26 protein-coding genes and 1 riboswitch are annotated in these 24,101 nt (G+C 67.2%); of the genes, 14 read left to right on the forward strand and 12 right to left on the reverse strand.

Annotation, left to right across the window (positions count from 1 at the left end):
• Nucleotides 1-121: 121 nt before the first annotated feature.
• Nucleotides 122-1,342 carry an MFS transporter gene (locus LK535_RS15265; RefSeq protein WP_227772785.1) on the forward strand — a complete coding sequence of 407 codons (1,221 nt, stop codon included), beginning with the start codon at nt 122-124 and terminating at the stop codon, nt 1,340-1,342.
• Nucleotides 1,343-1,396: 54 nt separating this feature from the next.
• On the opposite strand, the gene LK535_RS15270 is transcribed toward LK535_RS15265, so the two are convergent.
• Nucleotides 1,397-1,690 (reverse strand): 4a-hydroxytetrahydrobiopterin dehydratase, encoded by a 294-nt coding sequence (locus LK535_RS15270; protein ID WP_227772786.1) that lies wholly within the window; start codon nt 1,688-1,690, stop codon nt 1,397-1,399.
• A gap of 59 nt (nt 1,691-1,749) precedes the next feature.
• On the opposite strand from LK535_RS15270, the gene LK535_RS15275 reads away from it, so the two are divergent.
• From LK535_RS15275 to LK535_RS15285, 3 genes are read left to right on the forward strand one after another with little or no spacing between them, the layout of a single operon-like run.
• Nucleotides 1,750-2,160, forward strand: coding sequence for a metallopeptidase family protein (locus LK535_RS15275; protein ID WP_227772787.1), 411 nt, complete (start codon nt 1,750-1,752; stop codon nt 2,158-2,160).
• The gene (gene ccmA, locus LK535_RS15280; protein ID WP_227772788.1) at nt 2,157-2,759 is read left to right on the forward strand and encodes a heme ABC exporter ATP-binding protein CcmA; all 603 of its coding nucleotides are present in this window, start codon (nt 2,157-2,159) and stop codon (nt 2,757-2,759) included. Before LK535_RS15275 ends, ccmA begins: the two co-directional genes overlap by 4 nt.
• Nucleotides 2,756-3,391, forward strand: coding sequence for a heme exporter protein CcmB (locus tag LK535_RS15285; protein WP_227772789.1), 636 nt, complete (start codon nt 2,756-2,758; stop codon nt 3,389-3,391). Before ccmA ends, LK535_RS15285 begins: the two co-directional genes overlap by 4 nt.
• Nucleotides 3,392-3,574: 183 nt before the next feature.
• Here LK535_RS15285 and LK535_RS15290 read toward each other — a convergent pair whose 3' ends face one another.
• From LK535_RS15290 to LK535_RS15300, 3 genes are all read right to left on the reverse strand, one after another.
• A complete protein-coding gene (locus tag LK535_RS15290) occupies nt 3,575-4,600 on the reverse strand; it encodes a cell wall hydrolase (protein ID WP_227772790.1) in 1,026 nt (341 codons plus the stop codon).
• Between the two features lie 130 nt (nt 4,601-4,730).
• Complete coding sequence (locus LK535_RS15295; protein ID WP_227772791.1) at nt 4,731-4,949, reverse strand: hypothetical protein; 219 nt, start codon at nt 4,947-4,949, stop codon at nt 4,731-4,733.
• Between the two features lie 13 nt (nt 4,950-4,962).
• The gene (locus tag LK535_RS15300; protein ID WP_227772792.1) at nt 4,963-5,295 is read right to left on the reverse strand and encodes a hypothetical protein; all 333 of its coding nucleotides are present in this window, start codon (nt 5,293-5,295) and stop codon (nt 4,963-4,965) included.
• A 115-nt stretch (nt 5,296-5,410) separates the two neighbouring features.
• Here LK535_RS15300 and LK535_RS15305 point away from each other — a divergent pair, with 115 nt between their 5' ends.
• Entirely contained in the window at nt 5,411-5,623 is a 213-nt protein-coding gene (locus LK535_RS15305) for a hypothetical protein (protein ID WP_227772793.1), read from the forward strand.
• A 198-nt stretch (nt 5,624-5,821) separates the two neighbouring features.
• Here the strand turns inward: LK535_RS15305 and aroC are convergent, their stop codons facing one another.
• Genes aroC through LK535_RS15330 form a run of 5 tightly spaced genes read right to left on the reverse strand, consistent with a single transcriptional unit; the run spans nt 5,822 to nt 10,132 of the window.
• The gene (gene aroC / locus LK535_RS15310; protein WP_227772794.1) at nt 5,822-6,889 is read right to left on the reverse strand and encodes a chorismate synthase; all 1,068 of its coding nucleotides are present in this window, start codon (nt 6,887-6,889) and stop codon (nt 5,822-5,824) included.
• Nucleotides 6,886-7,410 carry a GNAT family N-acetyltransferase gene (locus tag LK535_RS15315; protein ID WP_227772795.1) on the reverse strand — a complete coding sequence of 175 codons (525 nt, stop codon included), beginning with the start codon at nt 7,408-7,410 and terminating at the stop codon, nt 6,886-6,888. The genes aroC and LK535_RS15315 overlap by 4 nt, the downstream gene beginning before the upstream one ends.
• Nucleotides 7,411-7,414: 4 nt before the next feature.
• Nucleotides 7,415-8,218: an enoyl-ACP reductase FabI gene (gene fabI, locus LK535_RS15320; RefSeq protein WP_321576570.1), complete on the reverse strand. Its 804-nt coding sequence runs from the start codon at nt 8,216-8,218 to the stop codon at nt 7,415-7,417.
• The gene (locus LK535_RS15325) at nt 8,215-9,180 is read right to left on the reverse strand and encodes a YihY/virulence factor BrkB family protein (RefSeq protein ID WP_265334275.1); all 966 of its coding nucleotides are present in this window, start codon (nt 9,178-9,180) and stop codon (nt 8,215-8,217) included. Before LK535_RS15325 ends, fabI begins: the two co-directional genes overlap by 4 nt.
• Nucleotides 9,181-9,205: 25 nt before the next feature.
• Complete coding sequence (locus LK535_RS15330; protein WP_227772797.1) at nt 9,206-10,132, reverse strand: DnaJ C-terminal domain-containing protein; 927 nt, start codon at nt 10,130-10,132, stop codon at nt 9,206-9,208.
• A 160-nt stretch (nt 10,133-10,292) separates the two neighbouring features.
• Here LK535_RS15330 and LK535_RS15335 point away from each other — a divergent pair, with 160 nt between their 5' ends.
• Nucleotides 10,293-10,460 (forward strand): hypothetical protein, encoded by a 168-nt coding sequence (locus tag LK535_RS15335; RefSeq protein WP_227772798.1) that lies wholly within the window; start codon nt 10,293-10,295, stop codon nt 10,458-10,460.
• Here the strand turns inward: LK535_RS15335 and LK535_RS15340 are convergent.
• Nucleotides 10,454-12,967 (reverse strand): hypothetical protein, encoded by a 2,514-nt coding sequence (locus LK535_RS15340; protein ID WP_227772799.1) that lies wholly within the window; start codon nt 12,965-12,967, stop codon nt 10,454-10,456. The two genes, LK535_RS15335 and LK535_RS15340, sit on opposite strands and share 7 nt — an antisense overlap.
• Between LK535_RS15340 and LK535_RS15345 the strand changes: the two genes are divergently transcribed.
• Nucleotides 12,957-13,352, forward strand: coding sequence for a hypothetical protein (locus LK535_RS15345; RefSeq protein WP_227772800.1), 396 nt, complete (start codon nt 12,957-12,959; stop codon nt 13,350-13,352). The genes LK535_RS15340 and LK535_RS15345 overlap by 11 nt on opposite strands.
• Before the next feature lie 19 nt (nt 13,353-13,371).
• On the opposite strand, the gene LK535_RS15350 is transcribed toward LK535_RS15345, so the two are convergent.
• Entirely contained in the window at nt 13,372-14,220 is an 849-nt protein-coding gene (locus LK535_RS15350) for a TauD/TfdA dioxygenase family protein (RefSeq protein ID WP_227772801.1), read from the reverse strand.
• Between the two features lie 65 nt (nt 14,221-14,285).
• Here LK535_RS15350 and LK535_RS15355 point away from each other — a divergent pair, with 65 nt between their 5' ends.
• The gene (locus LK535_RS15355) at nt 14,286-14,951 is read left to right on the forward strand and encodes a Crp/Fnr family transcriptional regulator (protein ID WP_227772802.1); all 666 of its coding nucleotides are present in this window, start codon (nt 14,286-14,288) and stop codon (nt 14,949-14,951) included.
• A gap of 3 nt (nt 14,952-14,954) precedes the next feature.
• On the opposite strand, the gene LK535_RS15360 is transcribed toward LK535_RS15355, so the two are convergent.
• Nucleotides 14,955-17,399 (reverse strand): zinc-dependent metalloprotease, encoded by a 2,445-nt coding sequence (locus tag LK535_RS15360; RefSeq protein WP_227772803.1) that lies wholly within the window; start codon nt 17,397-17,399, stop codon nt 14,955-14,957.
• Nucleotides 17,400-17,487: 88 nt separating this feature from the next.
• On the opposite strand from LK535_RS15360, the gene cobO reads away from it, so the two are divergent.
• The 6 genes from cobO to LK535_RS15390 all read left to right on the forward strand — a co-directional run bounded on the left by cobO (nt 17,488) and on the right by LK535_RS15390 (nt 24,047).
• Nucleotides 17,488-18,102, forward strand: coding sequence for a cob(I)yrinic acid a,c-diamide adenosyltransferase (gene cobO / locus LK535_RS15365; protein WP_227772804.1), 615 nt, complete (start codon nt 17,488-17,490; stop codon nt 18,100-18,102).
• A 21-nt stretch (nt 18,103-18,123) separates the two neighbouring features.
• A riboswitch (cobalamin riboswitch) is annotated at nt 18,124-18,324 on the forward strand.
• Between the two features lie 121 nt (nt 18,325-18,445).
• Complete coding sequence (locus LK535_RS15370) at nt 18,446-20,305, forward strand: TonB-dependent receptor plug domain-containing protein (RefSeq protein WP_227772805.1); 1,860 nt, start codon at nt 18,446-18,448, stop codon at nt 20,303-20,305.
• A gap of 81 nt (nt 20,306-20,386) precedes the next feature.
• Nucleotides 20,387-21,220 (forward strand): ABC transporter substrate-binding protein, encoded by an 834-nt coding sequence (locus LK535_RS15375; protein ID WP_227772806.1) that lies wholly within the window; start codon nt 20,387-20,389, stop codon nt 21,218-21,220.
• On the forward strand, nt 21,217-22,185 hold the full coding sequence (locus tag LK535_RS15380) for a FecCD family ABC transporter permease (protein WP_227772807.1): 969 nt from the start codon (nt 21,217-21,219) through the stop codon (nt 22,183-22,185). Before LK535_RS15375 ends, LK535_RS15380 begins: the two co-directional genes overlap by 4 nt.
• Nucleotides 22,176-22,928, forward strand: coding sequence for an ABC transporter ATP-binding protein (locus tag LK535_RS15385; protein WP_227772808.1), 753 nt, complete (start codon nt 22,176-22,178; stop codon nt 22,926-22,928). Before LK535_RS15380 ends, LK535_RS15385 begins: the two co-directional genes overlap by 10 nt.
• A 33-nt stretch (nt 22,929-22,961) precedes the next feature.
• A complete protein-coding gene (locus LK535_RS15390; RefSeq protein WP_227772809.1) occupies nt 22,962-24,047 on the forward strand; it encodes a homocysteine S-methyltransferase family protein in 1,086 nt (361 codons plus the stop codon).
• The last annotated feature ends 54 nt before the right edge of the window (nt 24,048-24,101 follow it).

Consider the following 24,101-nt stretch of genomic DNA (forward strand, 5'->3'; position numbering starts at 1 on the left):
ACTGCAACCCTGATTGTGGTTGAAGAGGGCGAACCGTTGCCCGGTTGCATCAGATAATTCGCCGCGGCCGCGGGCGCATTGCGTGCCGGCATGGGCCAGCGCACAAGTGCCGCGCCCTGCCATGATCAATCCTGCCATCACTACCGCATCCTCCCGCAATGCCGGGCAGCGATCCTGGCTATTCCTGCTGGCCTATGCCCTGGCCAACGCCGGGGGTGTCATCGCCTATATGCCGCTGCTGACGCTGCTGCTGCCGCTCAAGGTGGAACAGCTGGCTGGCGCGGAACGGATCGGCCTGTTCAGCGCCACCGTGATTGCCGGCTCGCTGGCGGCCAGCATGTGCAACGTGCTGTTTGGCTGGCTGAGCGACCGCTCGCTGCGACGCGGGGGAGGGCGACGCCGGTGGGTCGTTATCGGGCTGGCGGCGACATGCTGTTCCTTTCTTGGCGTCGCCCTGGCTGATGCAGCGGCAACGATCATCGCTGCAATCGTGCTGTTCCAGGCATCAGTGAATGCGCTGCTCGCGCCATTGACGGCGATCATGGCGGACGAAGTGCCGGATGCTCAGAAAGGGGTGGCCGGCGGGTTGCTGTCGGCCGCGGTCCCGATCGCGTCGGCCGTTTCAGCCGGGATCGTGGGGCTTGCCTGGGCGGGCGAGGGCATGCGGCTGACGATCGTCGCGGCCGTTCTGATTGCGACGTGCCTGCCGCTGCTGCTCATCCCGGCGCAGGCCACGCCGCTTGCGCCGCCGCCTCCGCGCGAGGCCGACATTCGACGCCGCGACCTCGTCAGCGCATGGGGCGCGCGATTGCTGGTGCAAGTCGCGGGCAACGCTTTGTCCCTGTATCTTCTCTACTATTTTCAAAGCATCGTGCCGACCATGGCGGGGCGTGAACTCGCGCCGCGGGTCGGCAACCTGCTGACCCTGGCCTATGTGCTCGCCCTCCCAATCGCGCTGGTGGCGGGGCGCGCTTCCGATCGCTTCGGCCGGCGCAAAGCGGTGCTGCTGGTCGGGGCAGTGATCGCCGGGGCGGGGCTGCTTGGCATGGCCTTCGCGAGCGACTGGCGCTGGGCGGCGGTGGCCTTTGCCGTTTACGCCGTCGGTTCGGCGGTGTTCCTCGCGCTTCATTCAGCCTTCGCGATGCAGCTTCTCCCGACTCCGGCAAACCGAGGGCGGGACCTGGGGCTGCTCAACCTGGCCAATACATTGCCCGCACTGCTTGGCCCGTTCCTTACCTGGGCACTCGCCACGCCGGAGGATTTCGCCGCCGTCCTGCTGGTGCTCGCCTTCCTGACCCTCTCGGGGGGAGCGGCGATGATCGGGGTGCGCAGCCGTAGCTGAGCCGCCGGCACAGCCCCGCGGGTGGCCGGCAAAGCGGGGTGGTGGTGACGTCGATCAGCCGTCCAGGATGGAATCAATAGCGGCAGCGAGCTCCACGTCGCGTTCGGACAGACCACCCGCGTCGTGCGTCGTCAGCGTGATTTCGACACGATTCCAGACGTTGGTCCACTCCGGATGATGATCCGCCCGCTCGGCGATCAGCGCGACCTGCGTCATAAAGCCGAACGCTTCCGCGAAATCGGTGAACACGATGGTGCGGGTGATCGCATCGCGCCCTTCGTCATAATCCCAATCGGGCAGGCTATCGAGCGCATCGGCCCGTTCGGCTTCGCTCAGTTGATCGACCACAGTTTCTATCCTTCCGACAAGCTTGTCGCGTGGGAGGCGCAACGCCTATGGCGGTAGCGATGAGCGGACAAGACCTTCCCGGCGAACCGCCCTCCCTGGCGGCGATCGAGCGACATGCGCGGAACGTGATCGAGCGCCTGCCCGAGGCGTTTCGCGCGCATCTGGGCGATGTTGTGCTGCTGGTGGAGGAGGAGGCGGATGTCGAGACGCTCGCCAGCGTTGGGCTGGAGCATCCGTTGGAGCTGACCGGTGTCTATCACGGCCGTCCGATCGGGGAGAAATCAGCTTTCGATTCAGGGGCGATGCCCGACCGCATCCATCTGTATCGGCAAGCAATCCTGGCGGAATGGTGCGAAACGGGCGTCCGGCTCGATGATCTGGTGGCGCATGTCACCATCCACGAGATCGGCCATCATTTCGGGCTGAGTGATGAGGACATGCACGCGCTAGAGGACGCGGTGGCCGATTGAGCCCGGCACTGGCGCTGACAAATGTAGCCTGCCGACGGGGCGGACGGCTGTTGTTCACGGGTCTGTCGCTGGACGCCGGCGCGGGCGGCGCGCTGGTGGTAACGGGCGCGAACGGCTGCGGCAAATCAAGCTTGTTGCGCATGATCGCGGGCCTGCTGCCGCCAATTGCCGGAGACGTGCAGGTTACCGGGCGGATCGCGCTGCTGGGCGAGGCAAGCGCACTGGACGGCGATCGCTTGCTAGGCGCTGCGCTGAATTTCTGGGCGAAGCTCGACGGGTCGGCTGACGAGCACGCGAGGGTTGCCGCCGCATTGGCGGATGTGGCGCTGCAGGATCTCGCTGACGTGCCGGTGCGGTTGCTGTCAACGGGGCAGCGCAGACGAGCTGCGCTCGCGCGGGTAATCGCAAGCGGTGCCGACCTGTGGCTGCTGGATGAACCCGCGACCGGGCTGGACAGCGCCTCCGTCGCGTTGCTCGAAGCAGCGGTGGCGCGGCACCGAAGCGGAGGCGGCATCGCGATGATCGCGACCCACCAACCGCTGGACCTGCCCGGCGCGGCCACGATCGATCTCGCCCTTTTTCGCGCGGAGGTGGCATGATCGCCCTGATCCTGCGCGACGTTCGTCGCGGCTATACAAGCGGGGGAGCCACGCTGACGCTTGGCTTCTTTCTGCTTGTCGCCATCCTGTTTCCCTTTGCAATCGGACCGGATGCCAAGCTGTTGGCCAGGGTCGGCGGCGGTGTGATCTGGGCGGCGACGTTGCTGGCGGCGCTCCTGCCGGTTGAGCGGCTGATCGGGCCGGATCTTGAAACGGGAGTGTTCGATCAACTGGCGGTGCGCGGACACCCGCTGGCGATCGTGGCAGCGGCCAAGATGGCGGGTCATTGGCTCGCCTTCGCTCCGCCGGTGATGGGCGCGGCGCTGCTATCGGCCGCGCTGCTGGGGCTGGATGGCCCGACGATCCTGGCGGTAATGGCCGGGCTGGCTATTGGCACGCCGGGGCTGGCCGCGCTGGCGGTGGCGACAGGCGCGCTTACCGCCGGGCTGCGCGGAGCCGGGGCAATCGCCGGCCTGGTGCTGCTGCCGCTCGCCATTCCGCTGCTGATCTTCGGCGCGGGCGCCATCGAGAGCGGTATGGGCGGGTTGAAGCTGCTCGGGGCCGTCAGCCTTCTGCTGGTCGCGGGGGCGCCGTTCGTCAGCGCGGCGGCAATTCGTATCGGGATGGAATAACCGCTGCGCTGCTCCACGGACGATTAGAGTACGAAGTCGCCCCCAACACTAATGTCTGCGGTTCGGAAGCGCGCATAGGGCTTGGCTGAGGCGTTCGCCCCAAGTCGGCGGTCCGCCGATCTGCCACGGCCCCCAAGGCCACAGCCGCGCCAGAACGTGCGTGATGGTCGGCAGCGCGGCGGATCAGCGCAAGGGCTTGCCGCTGTCCTTCCAGCGATCGAGAATTTGCGATTCCGGCAGGTTGTCCTGAGACGGGGGTGGCGGCAGCGGCAGGCTATTTTCCGCAGGGTGCGGCTGGACCTCGTTTGCTGCGGCGAGCGGCGGCGCGACAGCCACGGCGCGGTTCAGTGCGATCACCGGATCGACGGTGCGCGACGGCGGCCCCGGCACGGGCTCGTGACCAGCATAGGCCTGATGAAAGGCAGCAGAGGTACCCCAAACGCCCTTCCAGCGATGGAAGAAATGCGCGCCGATGGCGTCCGTCATCACCAGCGAGCGGTTCCACGTCGGGGTGACGGCGTAAGTATGGTAATGGGTGGCCAGGCCGACCGGGGCAAAGACATAGCCTGCCAGTGCTGCCGCTGCTGTCCGGGTGGCGCGAGCCCAGGCCGCGCGGGCAGGAACGCGCGCCATCGCGCCGTCACAGGCGAAGCTGAACTGACAACCGCTCGCCCGCTCCGCACCCTGGTAGACGACGCCGCACACTGTCGCGGGGAAGGCTGGGTGGCGGACGCGGTTGAGCACCACTTGAGCCACGGCGCGTTGCCCGTCGTCGGCCTCGGAAGCGGCCTCGTAATAGATTGCTGCGGCAAGGCATTCGAGCGCGCGGCTGCGATCCTGGGCGGACGCTCCGCGCATGGCGAACGGCCGAGCCGGCACAACGCCGTTCGCAAGCGTGTCAGACAGACCGCGCAGCGCGGCGGGGAGCGGAGGCAGCGGCGCGGTGCCGGTCGTGCCATCACCCGGCGAGGCAAGGGCCTCTGGATCGCGGCTGCTTGGTTGGAGCGTGGTTTCTGACGACAGGAAGGGGCGATTGGATGCGGCGGCTGTAGGCCAGTCAAACAAGGTCAGGGTAGCAAACACCACGCCTGCAATAACAGCGACGATCGGCGCAGCGATGCGGGCGGCCTGATACCAGGCACGCCGACGCGCCGGGCCGCTCAATCGGCGCCGCGCAGCGCGTTCGCTGGGATGCAGCGCGATCGTCATGGCCACCCTCCCCCTTCGCGCGCGGCAAAAGCGCCGCGCGCGAGCGCATCTAGGCAATCGGTCGCGCGATTTCTCGGGTGAATTCAGCAGTGTCCGATAGTTGGACGGAAGAAGGTTAACACGAAATGCCTTATTTCGGCTCGGTCGGCGGCGGCGAGGCCGAGTTACTCAGCATGTTGCGGCTGGGATCGTTACTGTCGGTTCCTGGAACCGGCATGGTTGCGTTGCCCGGACCGCTGGCGTTGTCCATGATGTTGCCCTCCGGAGGTGGCGAGGGATCCGAAACCTGGGCGAGTGCGGCGGTGGACAGCGCGATCAGCGCAGCACTGATAGTGGTAGCGAGGCGCATGGTGAGTGACCCTCTATCTCGGTTGAGAAACGATCGTGGGTGGCGAAGCCGAAGGAGCCGGCGCCACACCCGAGCCGAGCCGCTGAACGCCGGCGGGACCGTCGATCAGGGTCGATGTGGTCGGCGGTGCGCGGCGTGCGGCGGCATCGCGCGCAGCCTGTTCAGCGCGCAATCGATCCACCTCGGCCGGACTTGCTGACTGAGATTGGCTCCGCATCGCACTGCCGGAACTGAGCGACCGATCGATCGCGTTCGGCCCCATCCCACGGGAGAGGCGATCGGCAACCTGGGCGGCGGCATTACCGCTGACGAAAGCGGCAACGGCGACCAGGATGGCGAGGCGCATGGCTCATCTCCCTCTGATTCTCGGCGATGATATCACAAAAACGAAAACCCGGCAGCTGGGCTGCCGGGCTCCCGCCCCGTAGTAACTGTCTTAGCGGTGTGGCGGGACCGTAGGTGTGGTGGTCGACGGCGAGGTTGGGCTCGCCGTGCTGTCAGCACTCGGATCATTCAGATCGCTGCTCGGCTGTGTCGACGAAGGAGCCGTACTTGGCGAGCGCGTCGATGACGAGGTGCCGGTTGTCGGATCCTGCGTCGAAAGCGTGGAGTCAGTCGCGGTACCTGCCGGGGCCGTGGTCGTCGACTGCGACGGCGAGCTAGTGGTAGACTGAGCCAGCGCTGCGCCCGGAAGCGCCAGCGCCGCGGCGGCAATAAGACCAAAGGTCTTCATTTTACTCTCCTATGAGAAGTCTGAAACTTGTAGGAGTAAAATGCGCGGCGACGGAAAAGGTTCGCCCAGTCGTCTCCAATCAGGCTCGTTTCATCTCAAGATCAGAATCAAAATAGAGAGCGTATTTTGAGGGCCCTGTTCATCCGCATTGTGCGCGATGAAGCAGGAATTGATCGGCGAGCGCCAGTGCCATCATTGCCTCAACCACGGGAACACCGCGGATGCCGACACAAGGATCGTGACGTCCACGCGTTGCAATTTCGGTGGCCTCGCCCGTTCGCGATATGGTTTGCACCGGCGTCAGGATCGAACTCGTGGGCTTGAACGCGGCTCGAACTCGGATGGGCTGCCCGGTCGCGATACCGCCTGCGATGCCGCCGGCGTGGTTGGCAAGAAATGCGGGACCATTTGCGCCGGGACGCATGGGATCGGCGTTTTCCTCCCCGCGCAGCGCCGCGGCGGCAAAGCCGTCGCCGATCTCCACGCCCTTTACGGCATTGATCGACATGATTGCTGCCGCGAGTTCGCTGTCGAGCTTGGCATAAAGCGGCGCCCCCCAGCCTGCCGGCACGCCAATCGCTTCGCAGGCGACGACGGCACCAAGCGACGATCCGGCCTTGCGGGCGGCATCCACCTGTTCCTCCCAGCGGGCAGCGGCGGCTGCGTCTGGGCAGAAGAAGGGGTTGGCGTCGATCTGGTCATCGTCGAACGCGGCGGGATCGATCGCGTCGCCGCCGATTGCCTCCACCCACGCGCGGATCCTGACGCCGGGGATCACCGCCCGTGCCACTGCGCCCGCGGCAACCCGGGCCGCCGTTTCACGCGCGGAGGAGCGCCCGCCGCCGCGGTAATCGCGAAAGCCGTACTTTGCGTCATAGGCGTAATCGGCGTGACCCGGGCGATAGGCTTGGGCGACTTCCGAATAATCCTTCGACCGCTGGTCGACATTCTCGATCATCAGGCTGATCGGAGTGCCGGTGGTGCGGCCCTCGAAAACGCCAGACAGGATGCGCACCTGATCGGGCTCACGCCGCTGCGTGGTGAAGCGCGACGTGCCTGGACGCCTCTTGTCCAGCCACGGCTGGATGTCCGCTTCGGTCAGCGAAATCCCTGGTGGGCAACCATCCACAACCGCGCCCAGTGCAGGGCCGTGTGATTCACCCCAGGTGGTGAAGCGGAAGACGCGGCCGAACGTGTTGAAACTCATGCTGCCCCCAAGCGCGAAAAAGCAGGCGCGTGCCGGGCGGCTTCACGAACGCCGCATGGCACCAAGCCACCCTGTAGCGGCAGGGCCATGAAATATTCACCGGAACAGGGCGAGTCGAAGTTTCGAGCGACGGCGGGATCATAGCCGAACCGCCCGTAGAATTCGGGATCGCCGAGCACGAAGCTGAGCACCACGCCGACGGATTCCAGCCGCTCATGCGCGGCGTGGACCAGCGCGTCGGCAACGCCCTGGCGGCGATAAGCAGGTGCAACGGCAAGCGGCGCCAGCGCGACCGCGGGAACAGCCTGACCACCGACCGTCACTTCCATGCGGCTGAAGACGATGGCGCCAACGATAGCACCGCTATCCTCGTCATCCGCAACGAGCGTCAGGACCATATCGCCGGCGATGCAGAGCTCGCGAACGAGATTGGCCTCTGCAGGCTCGGCAAAGCTGGTCCGTAGCAGCCCGTCGATGGCAGCGACGTCGGCCGCACCCGCGGGGCGGATCGCGATGGCCATCCGGTCAGGCCAGCGCGATGTCCGGCGCGTCCTCCGCTTTCATGCCGATGACGTTGTAGCCGGCGTCGACGTGGTGAACCTCGCCGGTCACGCCGCTGGCGAGATCGCTGAGCATGTAGAGGCCCGCGCCGCCGACATCCTCGATCGTGACATTGCGCTTCAGCGGCGAGTTCAGCTCGTTCCACTTCAGGATCAGGCGGAAATCGCCGATCCCGCTGGCCGCCAGCGTCTTGATCGGGCCGGCCGAGATGGCGTTGACCCGGATATTGTCGCGACCGAGATCGACCGCCAGATACTGGACGCTGGTTTCCAGTGCTGCCTTGGCAAGGCCCATCACATTATAGTGCGGGATCACCTTTTCGGCGCCATAATAGCTCAGGGTCAGCAGGCTGCCGCCGTCCCGCATCATCTTCGCTGCCCGCTGCGCTACCGCCACGAACGAATAGACGCTGATGTTCATCGTCATCAGGAAGTTGTCGAGGCTGGTGTCGACAAAGCGCCCGCGCAGCTCGTTCTTGTCCGAAAAGCCAATGGCGTGGACGACAAAGTCAATGGTCGGCCAGGTTTCGGCCAGCTTGGCGAACGTGGCGTCCAGTGCGGCCATGTCGCTGACGTCGCAGTCAAACAGATGCGGTGTGCCGAGTTGTTCGGCGAGCGGGCGCACGCGCTTTTCCATCGCCTCGCCTTGATAGCTGAACGCCAGCTCCGCGCCCGCCTCCGACAGCTTCTTGGCAATGCCCCAGGCCAGTGACTTGTCGTTGGCGAGCCCCATGATGAGCCCGCGTTTGCCTGCCATCAATGCGTTCACAACACTGCCTTTGCTTCCGACCCGGGGGGCGCCCCCTCTAGACCGTTCTCCGGGGGTTCCGCCAGTGCTGCGTTAAGATGAGCACCAAACACCATGCCGAGGCCGATGAGATAGAAAAACAACAGCATCACCACGACGCCCGCGAGGCTGCCGTAGGTAAGGTCGTAGCCGCCGAGGTTCGACAGGGCCCAGGGGAGGCCCGCCGTCATGCTGACCCACCAAATCGCGGTGAACAGCGCGCCGGGCCATTTGCGGCTGTCCGAGTAGCGGTATTTCGACGGCGTGACGAAGTAGAACAGCATGTACAGGGCGCCAAACATGACGAGGCCCGGGATGGCGCGGCTGATGCCGATCCAGCCAGCAATGTCGCGGGCCCAGGGAAGCAGCTGGTAGATGAACTGTTCCGCGGCAACGAGGATGCCCTGCACGAGGAATGACAGCAGCGCGACGATCACCGAGGCAACGATACCAAGACTGAGGCCGAGACGCGCACGCCAGAGCGATTGCGAGCTTCGGGTGCCATAAGCGCGGCGAAAGATCTCGCGGATGGTTTCCACGAAACTGCCGACTGTCCACAGGCCGACGAAGGCGCCAAACCAGAGCAGCGATCCGGTGCGCGCCGCCAGCACGTCCGCGATCGGCTTTCGAAGAATCTCGGCCACGTCCGACGGCAGGACATGGAGGAAGGACTCTACCGCCTGGCGTGTCTCATGGTTCTGTCCAAACACCGCAAGCACGGCGGCCGCGACAATGAAGAACGGGAACACCGTCATCAGCGCCAGATAGGCAAGGTTGCCGGCATGGATGAAGCCGTCGTTGTATACGCCCGTGCCGGCCCGTTTCAGAACCTCATAGGCGAAACTGCCCGGCTTTACCTTGGCAAGCTGGCGATCAAGCCGCACCCGTGCCGGCCCGTGATGCCTGCGATCCTCGGGCGTCAGCGTGACGGTCTCGTCGCTCAAGATCTCTGCCCCTTTGTGATAGGGATCAGACGCCCATGTCGGCGCGCGGGTTCCCCCCGCCGGACCAGCCCTCCACGAAGCTGGCAAGCGCAGCGTCATTGGCGGGCACATCGATCATCAGTGTGACGAGTTGGTCGCCGCGCGTGCCGTCCTTCTTGTGGAAGCCCTTGCCCTTGAGCCGCAGCGTGCGGCCGGAGGTAGAGCCCTTCGGCACCGTCAGCATCACCGGCTTTTCGACGGTGGGCACCTTCACCGGGCCGCCGTTGACCGCCTCCGCCAGCGTGATCGGCAGGTTCAGGCGAACGTCGTCGCCGTCGCGCGTGAAGAAACGGTGCGGCTGCACGTCAATGGTGACGATGGCGTCACCCGGTCCGCCGGGGCCCTGTTCGCCCTTGCCGGGCAGGCGCATCTGCGTCCCGGTCTCAACGCCGGCGGGCAGCTTCAGGTCAATCGTCTTGCCATCCGCCAAGGTGATCCGCTGCGGCGCGCAGGCGGCGGCGTCAACAAACGGCACGCGCAGGCGATAAGCAGCGTTGGCGCCCTTGGGTGGTGGCTGACGCCGGCCGAAACCGCCAGAGAAACCGCCCCCGGACCCCCCGGCTCGGCCGCCGAACAGCCCTTCAAAGATATCCGACATATCAACGCCCTCGGCGCCGCCGAAATCCTGGCTCCGAAAGCCGCCGCCGCCGGGACGCGCACCGCCGAATCCTGCGCCGAAGGGGGATGCCGGGTTGCCGTCGGCATCGATCTCGCCGCGGTCGAACCGGGCGCGCCTGTCCTTGTCGCTCAGCAAGTCGTAGGCGGCGGTCACTTGACTGAACTTCTCGGCCGCCTTTGGATTGTCCTGATTGCGATCGGGATGCAGCTCCTTGGCGAGCTTGCGATACGCCTTCTTGATATCAGCCTCGGTGGCGCTCCGCGCCACGCCGAGCGTCGAATATGGATCCGCCATTGTTGCCCCAGTTGGTGTATTACCCGACTATGTGGGGGAGGCGCCGAAGGAGTGCAATGCGGCTGAGGAACCTTCGCCTAAAGGGTGGAAAGGAGCCGCGATGGCGCTTTAACCATCTTGGCGCCTTTTCGGTCGAAGCCACAGTGGGCAGGGCGTCGCCATGCGTAAGGAAGCGAGTGTGCATCTGATCGATGCGGTACGGCGGGCGTTGCGGGTGGCAGACGGGCTCGGGTTGTCGGAGACCAGCCTTCATCTGAACGCGGCTTTGGTCACGCTGGACGGGCGCGGTGTCCCGCCGCAGCCGATGCCGAGCCGGGCGGTTCACTGAACCTTGTTGCGCGAGGCCGCTGTCGCCGCTGGCACATCAACGGTTGCGGCGGCGCTGGGCGCGTCGCGCAGGTAGAGGCGCAGCTTGCCATCGGCGGGACGCGGCACCTGCAGCGTGCTGCCCGTGAAGCCATCGGGCACAACGGCGTCGGCGGCCCCCGTGATCCGACTGATCAGGAATAGCCCGGTGCCGGCGAGCGTGCAGGTGTTGTTGTCCGCAGCACAGGAAATCGAGCTGAGGCGCGGCAGGCGTACCAGGGTCGCCAGCGGCTGCCAGTCACCCACAACGTCGCCCTGTACCAGCCGGAAGCGCAGGGGCCCGCGCGCTGATTCGCCCAGCGCGGAAGCGGGATCCAGCGTAGCGATCGCCACGCGATCGTCCTGAAGGCGGATGGGGAGCTGCGTCGAGGCGCCGGTCTCGATTGCTTCCACCTCGACCCGATCGCCTGCCGCGAAGCGGGTGGAGCCGGCGGCGCGCAGCGAAAAGGTTAGCCGTGCATCCTGAGGCACCAGCCCGGCGTCGGCAAGCGTCAGCGGGACTGCCGCTGCAGGTCCAACGCGTTCCAGCGATGTGGATATGGGTGTGGAGCGGGGACGCGCCGGAAGGATTCGGACAGGAACGCGCACGGTTCGGCCGTCGGCCAGCGTAGCGCGGCCAGTTAGTTCGCCGGGCTTTAACTGCTCCGCCGCGCTTTCCGCGGCCATCTCAAGCCGGTCGGCAGTCCCTTCGCGGCCCAGCTTTGCCGCCTCGAAGATCACCGCGCCGATTTCCAGCACCTTCACCTGATCGAGGCGAGTGCCCGCGAGCATGCCCGTGCGGTCACCGGCGTGGAGCGTGAAGCCGGTGATGCGGGAGGCCTCGGCATAGGCCCGTAGGTCCAATCGCCTTGGCCGATCCATGCCGTGGCTGCGGATCAGCAGTGCCACCGGGCCGGGCTCGATGCCGGCAAGCGGAACCTTGAGCGAGAGCGTGCCATTCGCTTCCGCGTTCCAGGTCACGGCGCGTTGCTCGCCATCACGCTCCAGCCAGACCTGCGCCACGCAGGCTGCCGCACCGCCGGACAGGGTAAGCGGCGTGTCGCGTCCGACCACCAGGGTGGCACCATCCGCACGCCATGCGTCGTGCGCCGGGCTGGCAAGGCGAAAGCGTGGGCCGTCGAAGGGCTGGAACCCCCAAAAGCCTTGCAGCCGCGCCTCAGCTCCCTCAGCGAGCGTCACCGGCGGTGTCCCGACATCGCCAACGACAAAGCCGCCGGCTGCCGGATTAGCCGTGACTGGCAGATCGAGCGTTGTTCCGGCGGCGGTCGGCACCCGGAGGGTCATCGCCCGCGCGTAACCGGTGGAAAAGACCAGCGGCGCACCGCCGACCGGGAGGGTGAGGGTGGGCGCCGTCAAACAGCGCGGTCCGATATCCTTCACGGACAGGACCGGCAGGATCGGCGGCGCGACCGTCGGCAGCGCGGCGACAAGCACGGACTGCGGCTTGCGGAACGAAGGCACGGTATTGAGCAGCAATTCCATCCGGCCCTCGCGCGGAACGCCGAGCGCCGGGATGAACCGCAGCTGCGCCGATTGAAACGCGCCGAGCATGCGGGCGAGGTCACGGACCACGCCGATGTAGCCGCTGTAATAGCCAAAGCCGCCCTGCGGGGTGGCACTGAGTTGAAGCGCGATATTGGCCGGGGCGCCGGCGAGCGTCTGCGCGATTGAACTGGTCTGGCTGTCCGCCAGAACGGCGGCATTGCCGCTCTGCGCGAGGCAGGCGGCGCGCGGATCCGGCTGACGCAGGAGGCAAGCGGAATCGAGCTTGATGGCGAGGCTATCGGCCAGTTGGGGAGAAATGCGGGCGACCTCGACCGGTTCGCGGCGGCGCACCTGATCGAGAAATGTTTCCAGCCGGGTGCGATCGAGCATCGCCTGGTTCAGTTCCTGTGACGCGCGAACAAAGGCGCCGGGCTGCTCGCGCACCGCCTTGGCTACGCCGTCGATCGCACCGCCGGTCTCGGGCACCAGGAAGATCAGCGCCTGCTGCGCCCCTTCCGGCACGCGCACGTCAATGGTCGCTTCTTTTGGCTTCCACGTGCGTGCTTCGGCCAGCCAGTCCTTGGGCGGCGGATTGGTCGCGCCCCGCAGGAAGGCGAGCACCATCCGATATTGTGCGCTTTGCTCCGCCGGCAGGTCAGCGACGACGCGGATGCGATCGCCCGCCGACAGGTTGGGCACCTGCGACAGCGGCAGCGTGATGTCGCCGTGAGTGACCAGTACGCGCAGCGAGGGGCCGGCAAGATCAAAGGCGGTGGTTTCCGCGCGCAGCACCGAAGCGGCGGGAGCAAGCAGGAGCAGGCAAGCGAGCGCGGCATGGCGAAGAGCCGTCCGCAAGGGGGAGGGGGTAAGCGGCACAACCCCGTGTAGCCCGCTTTGCCAATGCTGCAATCGCTGGTGGCGCTGTTGAAAAGCAGTCAGCAGCGGTTCAGCGGGCGGAGGGTAAAAGCGATGCATGAAACGCATCGCATCCCTGCTTGCTGCGGCCGTCGTCCTGGCCGCGCCCGCCGGTGCCGCGGCCCGCGACACTGCCGAAACCAAGTTCGAAAAGGCGCTTGCCGGCCGAGTGGCGGGCGCCCCCGTCCGCTGCATCAGCCTGGGCGGTATTACCTCCAGCCAGATCATCGACGGCAAGGCGATCATCTACCGCGTCGGCAGCAAGATTTACGTCAATCAGCCACGGTCCGGTGCGGACCAGCTGGATGACCGCGACGTCCTGCTGACCCGCAATGTCGGCACGCAGCTGTGCGGTGCCGACACTGTGCAATTGATCGATTCCAGCTCACGCGCGATCCACAGCTTTGTCGTGCTAGGTGACTTTGTCCCTTATACGCGGACGAAGGCGAGCTGAGCCCTGGTGGCGAGCGCGCTCAACTGAGCGGCTCGCCAGAGATGGTGATGCGGTGCATCAGTCGGCGGTGGCCGTGATAGTCGTTCATGGCGTGGTGCCAGGTTGAGCGATTGTCCCAGATGGCGATCGATCCCGGTGCCCATTGCACCCGGCACTGGAACTCCTCGCGCATGCCTAGCTGATAGAGGTAGCTGAGCAGCGGCAGGCTTTCATCGCGCGTCCACCCGTCGAAGTGCAGTGTGAAGGCCGGGTTCACGTAGAGGATCTCCCGCCCGGTGCGCGGATGCTTGATGACGACGGGATGCACCGCACGGGTGCGCAGATCGTGCCCCTTCAGATCGGCGGCCTGATCCGTCTTCGAGTAAATGCCGTCCTTGCTGTAGATATGATCCGCCGAATGCACCGCGCGCATGGTGCGCAGCGTGGCCTTCATTCCCTCCGACAGGGAGTCGAAAGCCGCTGACATGCTCGCGAACAACGTGTCGCCGCCGGTCGGCGGCGTTTCCCGGGCCAGCAGGATCGATCCCATCGCGGGAACTTGATCGTAGCTGTGATCGGTATGCCAGCCGCCACCGATATTGGTCTGCTGGTTTTCCGCCTTGCGCACCTCCGCGATTTCCGGGTGGCCGCCGTTGGCGGGGAAGTAATTGTTGATGTCGATCGCGCCCCAGCACCGAGCAAAGGCGATATGCTGTTCGGGCGTAAGCTGCTGATTGCGAACGAAGACGAGACCGTGGTCGGCGAGCGCGGTGCGCATGGCGGCGAACGTCTCGTCGTCCAGGTGGTTCAGATCGACCCCTTCGAACTCTACCCCGACATGGGCCCCGATCGGGCGCGTGGTGACGCGATCCTTCAGCTGCGTTGCCATGATCCACTCCTGCTTATGTCTGTTGCCGGTTTTATCGGATCGGCTTTGCGGATAATGTCACCAAGGTGACAGTTGATCATGGCACCGTCGCGGCGCTGGCCCGCAATGGCTGGTTCGCGCGACAGCCGGCCGCCTTGCAGAACCGGTTGGCAGAGGCAGGGCGGATGGTGACCTTGCGGCGCGGCCAGTGGGTGTACAGCCAGGGCGACGAAGGAACCGGGCTATGCGCTGTTATCGAAGGGGCGGTGCGGCTCGAAGTGGCGCTGGGTGCCGAGCGGGACGTGTTGATCGGGCTGGCGCCGGCGCCGGCCATCCTTGGGCAAACACGACGGAGCGGTGGCGGGCCACGCTTGCTGACGGTGCGGGCAAACACCGCCTCACGGGTGCTGATGATCACCGACGATGCACTGGACCGTGCGGCGGCACGCGACCCGGGATTGTGGCGCGCGATCAACGAACTTGTTTACGCTCAGCTCGAGCAGATGACCCGGCTGGCCGCGCATCTGCTTATCCAGACGCCCGGCGGGCGGGTGGCGATGCGGCTGCTTCAGTTTGCGGAAGGGCATGACGTTCCGGTGAGCCAGGCCGATCTGGCGGAAATGACCGGCCTGTCCCGCAAAACCGTGAACGGCCACCTGGCTGCACTGGAGCGTAGGGGCGTGATCGCGCGCGGATATCGCGCGATCACGCTGCTGGACCGACAGGCGCTGGAACGGATTGCGGCTCGCTGAGGGTCAGCCGGCCTCGCCGCCGCTGCCGATCGGCATGCCCGGCGGGATGCGCGGCTCGGCTGCCTCATCCTTCAGAGCTGCCGCCAGCGCTTCGCGATCCTGCAACAGCCGCGCGGTGGCGAGCGCCCAGGCGCGATCATCGGCATCGGCGAAGCGGCGTCCGACCTGCGCCGTCGCCCAATCGACCAGCGCCTGGTCCAGCCGGTTGGCCGCCGCACTGCCGGTGGCCGGTGCACGCGCGGCACGGGCGAGGCTGAGCACGATCCGGGTACCAACGACGCGGCGAACCGCGGCGAGGCGCGGATTGGCGGCAGGTGCGTTCGTCAGGGCCAGCAGCCGTTCAGCCAGCATGCCTGGCCCTGGCACCGCGGGATCGCGGCGTTGCTGGTCCGCGAGCCGCGCCAGCCGCTCGGGCGACAGCAAGGCGTCGAGCGTGATCTGTGCGGATACCTGTGCCGCCACCAGGGGATCAAAGGCGGTGCTGCCGGCGGTGCGCATCACCTCGATATCGAACTGCCGATCGCGATCGCCGGACCAGCCGGCGGAGAGGAAGGGGATCAACCGCTCAGGAACGTCCAGCGCAGCCGGCTCAAGGGTGGCCAGCAACACGCGCAGCGCTTCTGCCTGCGCCGAACCAGCGACGTGGCGTGACGCGCCGTGGCCGTCACCCGCCATTGCATATTGGGACTCGATCCCGCCCAGCAGCTTGGCGGCAGCTTCCACCTGATAGCGATGCAGCAGCCAGATCGGCACGAACTTGCGGCGCAGATTGGAAGCCGGTTCGTCGGCCGCCAGCACTTCGGGCCCGAACCGCGCGACCGCGGCGGCGCGCACCGTCATCATCCGCGTAAGTTCGGCGGCGGGGTCAGCGCCATCGTCCCACAGGCTGCCCCAGGGCTGTGATGCGGAAACGACACGGGCGTTTTCGTCGGCGACGAAGCGCAGGCCGCGGCGCTGAGCCGCCGCCGCCTTGTCACGGGCGAGGGCATCGGGATCGCTGCCCGGACGATCGCCATACAGCCAGTCGATCGCGTAAAGGTCCCAGCCGCCAAGGCCGACGCCATAAGCGTCCGACAGGTCGGGCGCGCCGTTGACGAGCCCGATACGCGGTGCGGGATAATCCATCACCGATGCGCGATCCTGTGTGCTGCCCGCGAAATTGTGAAGTAGCCCAAGTGCGTGACCTACTTCATGGGCGGCGAGCTGCCGGATGCGCGCCAGCGCCACCTCGCGCGGGTCGTTCGGGCCGCCCTGGCCCGTGGCGGCGGCCCCAACCAGCCCTTCGTAGATCAGCATGTCCTGCCGCACGCGCAATGATCCGAGCAGCACCGACCCCTTCAGGATCTCGCCCGTGCGCGGGTCTGTGACCGCATAGCCATAGGACCAGCCACGCGTCGCCCGATTGACCCAGTTGACCACATTGTAGCGCAAATCGAGCGGGTCAGCGCCGTCGGGAAGGATTTCCACCCGGTAAGCATCGATGTAACCAGCTGCTTCGAATGCCGCTTTCCACCAGGACGCGCCTTCCAGAAGGGCGGTCCGGATCGGCTCCGGCGCGGCATTGTCGATGTAGAAGACGATCGGCTTCTTCACGCGGGAACGGGGCGCATCCGGGTCCACGCGTTCCAGGCGGAACCGATTGGCAAGGTTGCGCACGATCTGCCGGCCGAGCGGCGCCCCGAAATCGAGGATCTGGCTGGAGAAGCTGCCGCCGCGGGGATCGAATTCACGCATGGTATAGCCCCCCTGCGGCAAGGCGGCGAAGCTGTGGCGGACCACCAGCGTGAACTGACGCGAGTCCGGGGCAATATTGCGTACCTCCGGCCCCGGGGAATCGTTGGCAAAGGTCTGGCGTGCCTCGAACACGAGGTTCAGCGGGAAGGCGCAGACCGCATTGACGTCTGCCGCGCTGAGATCGCCGACCAGCTTCCAACCCTTTTCGCCGCCATCCTTCAGCTGATCGGCGATCCCCTTGGTATCGCGGGCGAGGAACGGCGCGATATCGACGAGAAAGCGCCCATCGGCCCCAGGGATGACATCGCCCATCCACAGGATTGAGGTGGCAAAGGCGTCGCTGGCCGCCGCCTGCTCGGCCGCGGAGCCGCCAGCGGCGCGGAAGCGTGGGTTTTCGAGCTCGAAAGCGACCTTCTTGCCCAGGCGGCGTATGACCAGGATCTGTGCCGGGCCGGGTTGGGCACGATCCAGGCCGATCGGCGCGGAGCCGAGGCCGGTGCGCAGCGCCGTCATGTAGAGCAGGCGGGCGGAGACGCCGTCTGCCCCTGCTTCAGGAAGCGACAGCAGGATGCGCCCGTCGCGCTGGTCGACATGAACGGGCAGCAGGCCGTCCATGCGGGTGGTGCCGGCCAGCGGATCCCTGGCCGGTTCGGCCAGCGCTGGCAGCGGCGCGAGGCCAAGCATCAGGCCCATCAGCATCGTCTTGCGGATCATCGGCGTCCCCCTTTTCGCTCACCCTAGAAGTCGGCCGTCTGCTTGGCGAGCGGTTGCTTCCTTGGGGTGAGCGGGAGATATGCCGCGCATGACCGACGCGACCGACGATCACGCCCGCCACAATGAACGCATGCGACGCATGAAGGTGGCGCGGGACCGGATGCAGGCCCGCCGCACGCTCGAACGCGGGCTGCTGATCGTCCACACCGGCAACGGCAAGGGGAAGTCCTCCGCCGCCTTCGGCATGGCGATCCGCTCGATCGGCTGGGGGATGCGCGTCGCGATCCTGCAGTTCGTGAAGGGCACCTGGGAAACGGGCGAGCGCAACTTCTTCACCGATCACCCGTCCGACCTGGTCACTTTCGAAAGCATGGGGGAGGGGTTCACCTGGGACACGCAGGATCGCGCGCGCGACATTGCTGCCGCGCGGCGCGGCTGGGATCGCGCAAAGGAGCTGATCCTCGATCCCGAGATCGACTTCGTGATCCTCGACGAACTCAACATCGTGCTCGCCGATGAGACCTTGCCCTCGGCGGAGGTGCTGGCGTTCCTGAAGGAGCGGCCGCTGACCAAGCATATCTGCGTCACCGGGCGCGGCGCTCGGGCAGAGCTGGTCGAGATCGCCGATCTCGTCACCGAGTTTGGCGAGGTGAGACATCCGTTCAATGCTGGGTTCAACGCGCAAAAGGGCGTCGAATATTGACGGATCGGCCGTACCCGCTCTAGGGGCGCGGCCGCGAACGGTTCCCGGAGACGGGATGAAAAGGGAAGTCGGGAAAGGCTGCTGGCCTGATCCCGCGCTGCCCCCGCAACTGTGATCGGCGAGTGTCGCCCATCCGCGCCACTGGGGTCTTCTGACCTCGGGAAGGCCGGGCGGCACGCTGACCCGAGAGCCAGGAGACCTGCCGGTCGCACGTCGATCCATCGCGCGGACGGGGTGTGCCGGGCGGACGAGGCCGAAACCCTCGAGCGAGCGACAAGAGGGATCGGCTGACGGACGGCGCCTGCATAGTGCCGGCCGCAGCCCTGTTGTTGGGGCAAGAACAATGAAGACAATCTATTGGCTGGCGGCATCCGCCACCCTGATCGCTGCGCCCGCGCTCGCACAGGAGGGGGCGCAGGACGCATCGCCGCGCGGCGATATCGTGGTGACGGCGAGCGGCGTTCCGCAGGATGTCGACACCACCGGGCAGGCGGTGACGATCATCGACCGCGACACGATCGAGCAGCGGCAGACGGTGGTGCTGAGCGACCTGTTGCAGACGACGCCGGGCGTCACGGTGACGCGCAACGGCGGTGTCGGCACCGTCAATTACGTGCGGATCCGCGGCGCGGAGGCGGATCAGACGCTGACGCTGATCGACGGTGTGCGCGTCAACGACCCGTCCTCGCCCGGCGGCGCGTTCGATTTCGCCAACCTGCTCAGTGCCTCGGTCGAGCGGGTGGAGGTGGTGCGCGGGCCCAATTCGGTCCCCTGGGGCAGTCAGGCGATCGGCGGCGTCGTCAACGTCATCACCCAGGCGCCGACGCAGCAGCTGCGCGCGCGCGGCAATGTCGAATATGGCGCGATGGACACGCTGTTCGCCAGCGGCGGCATTTCGGGGGGCAGCGGGATCGTTTCGGGCTCGCTCACCGGCGGTTACCTGCGCACCGATGGGATCTCCGCCTATGATCGCGGGACCGAGCGTGACGGCTATCGCCAATATGGCGCCAGCGGGCGGGTGGAGGTGGCGTTCGCGCCCAACATCCGCCTCGACCTGCGCGGCTATTGGGCGGACAGCCGCACCGACCTCGATGGCTTTCCCGCGCCGACCTTCGCCTTTGCCGATACGCGTGAATATTCGACCGCGCAGGAATTGTACGGCTATGCCGGTCTGAACGCCGATTTCCTCGACGGCCGATTCCGCAACCTGCTCGCCTTCCAGATCGCCGATATCGACCGCGACAATTATGATCCCGACCTCAGCGCCGCGCCGCAATTCCTGTCGCGCGGGCGTAGCGAACGCTACACCTACAAGGGCGATCTGCAGGCAACCGACGAAATCCGCGTCGTGCTGGGGGCGGAGCATGAGACGACCCGCCTCGCCGATGGCACCGATCGCTTCAGCCGCGGCACGACCAGCTTCTGGGGCGAAGTGATCCTGACCCCCGTCGCCGGCCTCGCCATCACTGGCGGCGTGCGCCACGACGACGACGATGCCTTTGGCGGGCGCACCACCTTTGCCGCCAACGCCGCTTATACGCTGCCCACCGGCACCACGCTGCGCGCCAGCTATGCCGAGGGGTTCAAGGCGCCGACCTTGTACCAGCTCTACGCACCGTTCTACGGCACGCCGACGCTCGACGCGGAGACCGCCAGGAGCTGGGACGCAGGGGTGGAACAGCGGCTGATCGACGACCGGCTGGTCGCCAGCGCGACCTATTTCACCCGCCACACGCGCAACCAGATCGATTTCGACGCGCTGACCTTCACCTACAGCAATATCGCGCGCACCAAGGCGGAAGGCGTGGAAATCGGGCTGCTGATGCGTCCGGTCGATCGCTTCACGATCAACGCATCCTACAGCCATATCGACAGCGAGAACCGCAGCGCCGGATTTGTCGGCAACGATCTGGCGCGCCGGCCCGAGGACAGCGTCAGCGTGTCGGCGGATTATCGCTTCCCCTTCGGCCTCGCGCTGGGCGCGACCGTGCTGACGGTGGGCGACAGTTTCGACGACGCCGCCAATCGCGTGCGGCTCGACGGCTATACATTGACGAATCTGCGCGCCGAACTGCCGCTGAATGATCGCCTGTCGATCTATGGCCGCGTCGAAAATGTGTTCGACGCCGATTATCGCGTGGTCGCCAATTACGGCACGATCGGGCGCGCGGCCTATGGCGGCCTGCGCGTGAAGCTGGATTGAGCCATCGCCGCCGCCGTGCCCGCCTCTTTCGCTCATTTTGATCGCGACGGGGCTGGGGCGGGGGCTGTAGGCTGACGATCGATGCGGTTGATCCTGCTCCTTGCGCTGTTGCTGGCTGGCTGTTCCGGCGCGGCGCCGACGCGCGGGGGCGGACAGGATCGCGAAGGCGGGGGCGGCATCGTCTCGCTCAACCCTTGCGCGGACCAGATGCTGCTCGCGCTGGTCCCGCCGCAGCGGATCGCCGCGATCAGCCATTATTCGCAGGATCCCCGCGCCACCTCGCTCCCGCTCGACGTGGCGCGCCGCTTCCGCGCCACCGCGGGCACTGCGGAGGAGGTGATCGCGCTCGCCCCCGACCTGGTGATCGCCAGCAGCTTCACGCCGCCCGCGACCCGCGCGGCGTTCGCCCGGGCGGGGCTCCGCACCCTTTACCTCGATTCCCCGACCACCATCGCGGCCAGCCGGGCGCAGATCGCTGAGGTTGCGGCAGCCGTCGGCGCACCGGCGCGTGGCCGTGCGCTAGATGCACAGATCGCCGGCGCGCTGGCGGCGACCCGCGGGGAAGGGGCGCAGCCGTCCGCCTTGCTGTTCATCGGCGGCGACCTGGCCAATGGTAACGGCACGCTGCTGCATGAGATGATGCGCCATGTCGGGCTGCGCGATGCCGCCGCCGATTACGGCCTGTCGATGACCGGGCGGTTGCCGGTGGAGACGATCATCGCCGATCCCCCCGCGCTGATCATGTCGCCGGACGCTGGCGGGCGCACGGCGGCCACGCGCCGCCGCCTGCTTGCCGCCACCGGCGCGACGACGCGCGACCTTCCCTTTCCCCGCAGCCTCGTCAATTGCGGCGGCCCGACGATCCCGCTGGCGCTGGAGCGGCTTGCCGCGATCCGCCGGGGCCACGGCGCATGAGCCGCGTGTCGCTCAACCCCGCGCTGCTGCTGCTGGTCCTGCTGCTGTTCGCCGCTTCGCTGATGGCGGGCAAGGCGTGGGTGCCGCTGGATGCGTGGTGGTCGGGCGACCCGCGCTGGATGATCATCGTCGAACTGCGCCTGCCGCGCGCCCTGCTCGCCCTGGTGCTCGGCGCGGTGCTGGGCCTGTCGGGCGCGGTGCTTCAGGGGTGGCTGCGCAACCCGCTCGCCGACCCGGGCCTGCTGGGTGTCTCCTCCGCCGCAGCGCTGGGCGCGGTTGCCGCGCTGGTGCTGGGAGTGGGGAGCCAATGGGGCGTGTTCGCCGCCGCCATGGCCGCCGCGATGGGCGCGATGGCGCTGCTGGCCGCGCTCACCTGGCGCGCGGAGAGCCCGGCCGCCTTCGTGCTGGCGGGATCGGTGCTCGCCAGCCTCGCCGCCGCGCTCACCGCCTTTCTCATCTCGGTCGCGCCCAACCCCTATGTGGTGGCCGAGGTGCTCGACTGGCTGATGGGCGCGCTGACCGATCGCAGCTTCGCCGATCTTGCCCATGCCGCGCCCTTCATGCTGGCCGGCGCGATGCTGCTGCTCATCACTGGGCGCAGCCTCGACGCGCTCACGCTGGGCAGCGACGCCGCGCGCTCGCTCGGGGTGGACCTCAGGCGCTTGCAGGCGCTGGTGATCGCGGGAACGGGGCTGGCGGTCGGCGCGGGTGTCGCAGTGACCGGCGTGATCGGCTTCGTCGGGCTGGTCGTGCCGCATCTGCTGCGCCCGCTCGTCGGTGCGCGGCCCTCGGCCTTGCTGGTGCCGAGCGCGCTTGGCGGCGCGGCGCTGGTGCTCGGCGCCGACACCTTGTGCCGGCTCGTCCCCGGCGCGGGCGAGGTGCGGCTGGGCGTCGCCATGGCGCTGATCGGTGCGCCGTTTTTCCTCGCCTTGCTGCTGGGCGAGCGGGGGCGGTCATGGGGCTGATCGCCAGCAACCTTGCCGTCACGCTCGGGCGGCGGCGCATCCTCCACGGTATCGACGCTGCCTTCGCGCCCGGGCGGGTGACGGTGGTGCTGGGCGCCAACGGCGCGGGCAAGAGCACGCTGCTGCGCGCCGCCGCCGCGCTGGTGCCGGTGGAGGCTGGCGCGGTGAGCATCGAGGGGGTCGACGTCGCCGCGCTGCCGCCGCGCGATCGGGCGCGAACGATCGGCTATCTGCCCCAGGATGCGGTGGTGAATTGGAACATGCGCGTGCGTGATCTGGTGGCGCTTGGCCGCCTGCCGCACGGCGACGACGACACCGCCGCCGTTGCGCGCGCGCTCACCGCCACACGCACCACGGGCCTTGAGGGCCGACATGTGCGCGACCTGTCGGGCGGTGAACGTGCCCGCGTCTTGCTGGCCCGCGTGCTCGCCGGGGAGCCGCGCTGGCTGCTCGCCGACGAGCCGCTCGCCAGCCTCGATCCACTCCATCAGCTGGAGACACTGGCGCTGCTGCGCGCGGCAGCGGCCGGCGGCATGGGCGTCGTGGTGGTGCTGCACGATCTGACCCAGACGGCCGCAATCGCTGACGCGGTGCTGCTGCTGAAGGACGGGCGCGTCCTGGCACATGGGCCAACCGATCTGGTGATGACCCCGGCGCATCTCGCGGACGCTTATGGTGTTGGCGTGGAGGTGCTCACGCGGGCTGATGGCCGCCGCGTGATCGTGCCTGCCGGGATGCTCTGAGTACCTGGCTTGAACATATAAAGATATCTTTATATGCTGTGCTTCATGCCCAGCCACGCCCCATCTGCGCCCGAGGGCGCCCGCGAAGCCCTGCTCGCCGCCGCACGCGAGCGGATCCTCGTCACCGACGGGGCATTCGGCACCGAGATCCAGAACTGGAAGCTGTCGGAAGCGGATTATGCCGGCACGCTCGGCCTTGGCCATGATCAGAAGGGCAACAACGACATCCTCGCGCTGACCAAGCCGGAGGTGCCCGAATCGATCCACCGTGCCTATTTCGAGGCGGGGGCGGATATCGCCGAGACCAACACCTTTTCCGCCAACCGCATCAGCCAGGCCGATTATGGCGCCGAGAATTTGGTGCGCGAGATCAACGTGGAAAGCGCCGCCATGGCGCGCCGCATCGCCGACGAATATGCCGCGCGCGATGGCCGCCGCCGCTTCGTCGCCGGCGCGATCGGGCCGACCAACAAGACGCTGTCGCTCTCGCCCGACGTCAACGACCCGGGCTTTCGCGAGATCGACTTCGACTATCTGAAGCAGGTCTATCGCGAGCAGGCCGACGCGTTGATCGAGGGCGGCGCGGACTTCATCCTGATCGAGACGGTGTTCGACACGCTGAACGCCAAGGCCGGCGTGATGGCCGCGCAGGAGGCGGGCGCCGCGATCGGCCGCGACGTGCCGATCATGCTGTCGATGACGCTGACCGACCTGTCGGGCCGCAACCTGTCGGGCCATACGGTGGAGGCGTTCTGGCACGCCGTGCGCCATGCGAAGCCGGTGACGATCGGGCTCAATTGCTCGTTCGGCGCGCAGCAGCTTCGCCCGCATGTGAAGACGCTGAGCGAGATCTGCGACACGCTGATCATGGTCTATCCCAATGCGGGCTTGCCCAACGAACTGGGCGCCTATGACGAGGCGCCGGAGACGACCGCCGGGCTGGTCCGGGAATGGGCCGAGGCGGGGCAGGTCAACGTGCTGGGCGGCTGCTGCGGGTCGACGCCGGCGCATATCAAGGCGATCGCCGACGCGGTGCGCGGCCTTGCCCCGCGCACGATCCCGGCGCCGCCGGTGCGCACGCGCCTCGCCGGGCTCGAACCGTTCACCATGGCCGCCTAGCCGCGGCTTCGCTGTCGCCGGCCGTCCCCGCGCGGCCGAGTCGCGGGCATGCCC

Source organism: Sphingomonas sp. IC4-52 (assembly GCF_020707225.1).
In the GTDB taxonomy this organism is placed as follows: domain Bacteria; phylum Pseudomonadota; class Alphaproteobacteria; order Sphingomonadales; family Sphingomonadaceae; genus Sphingomonas.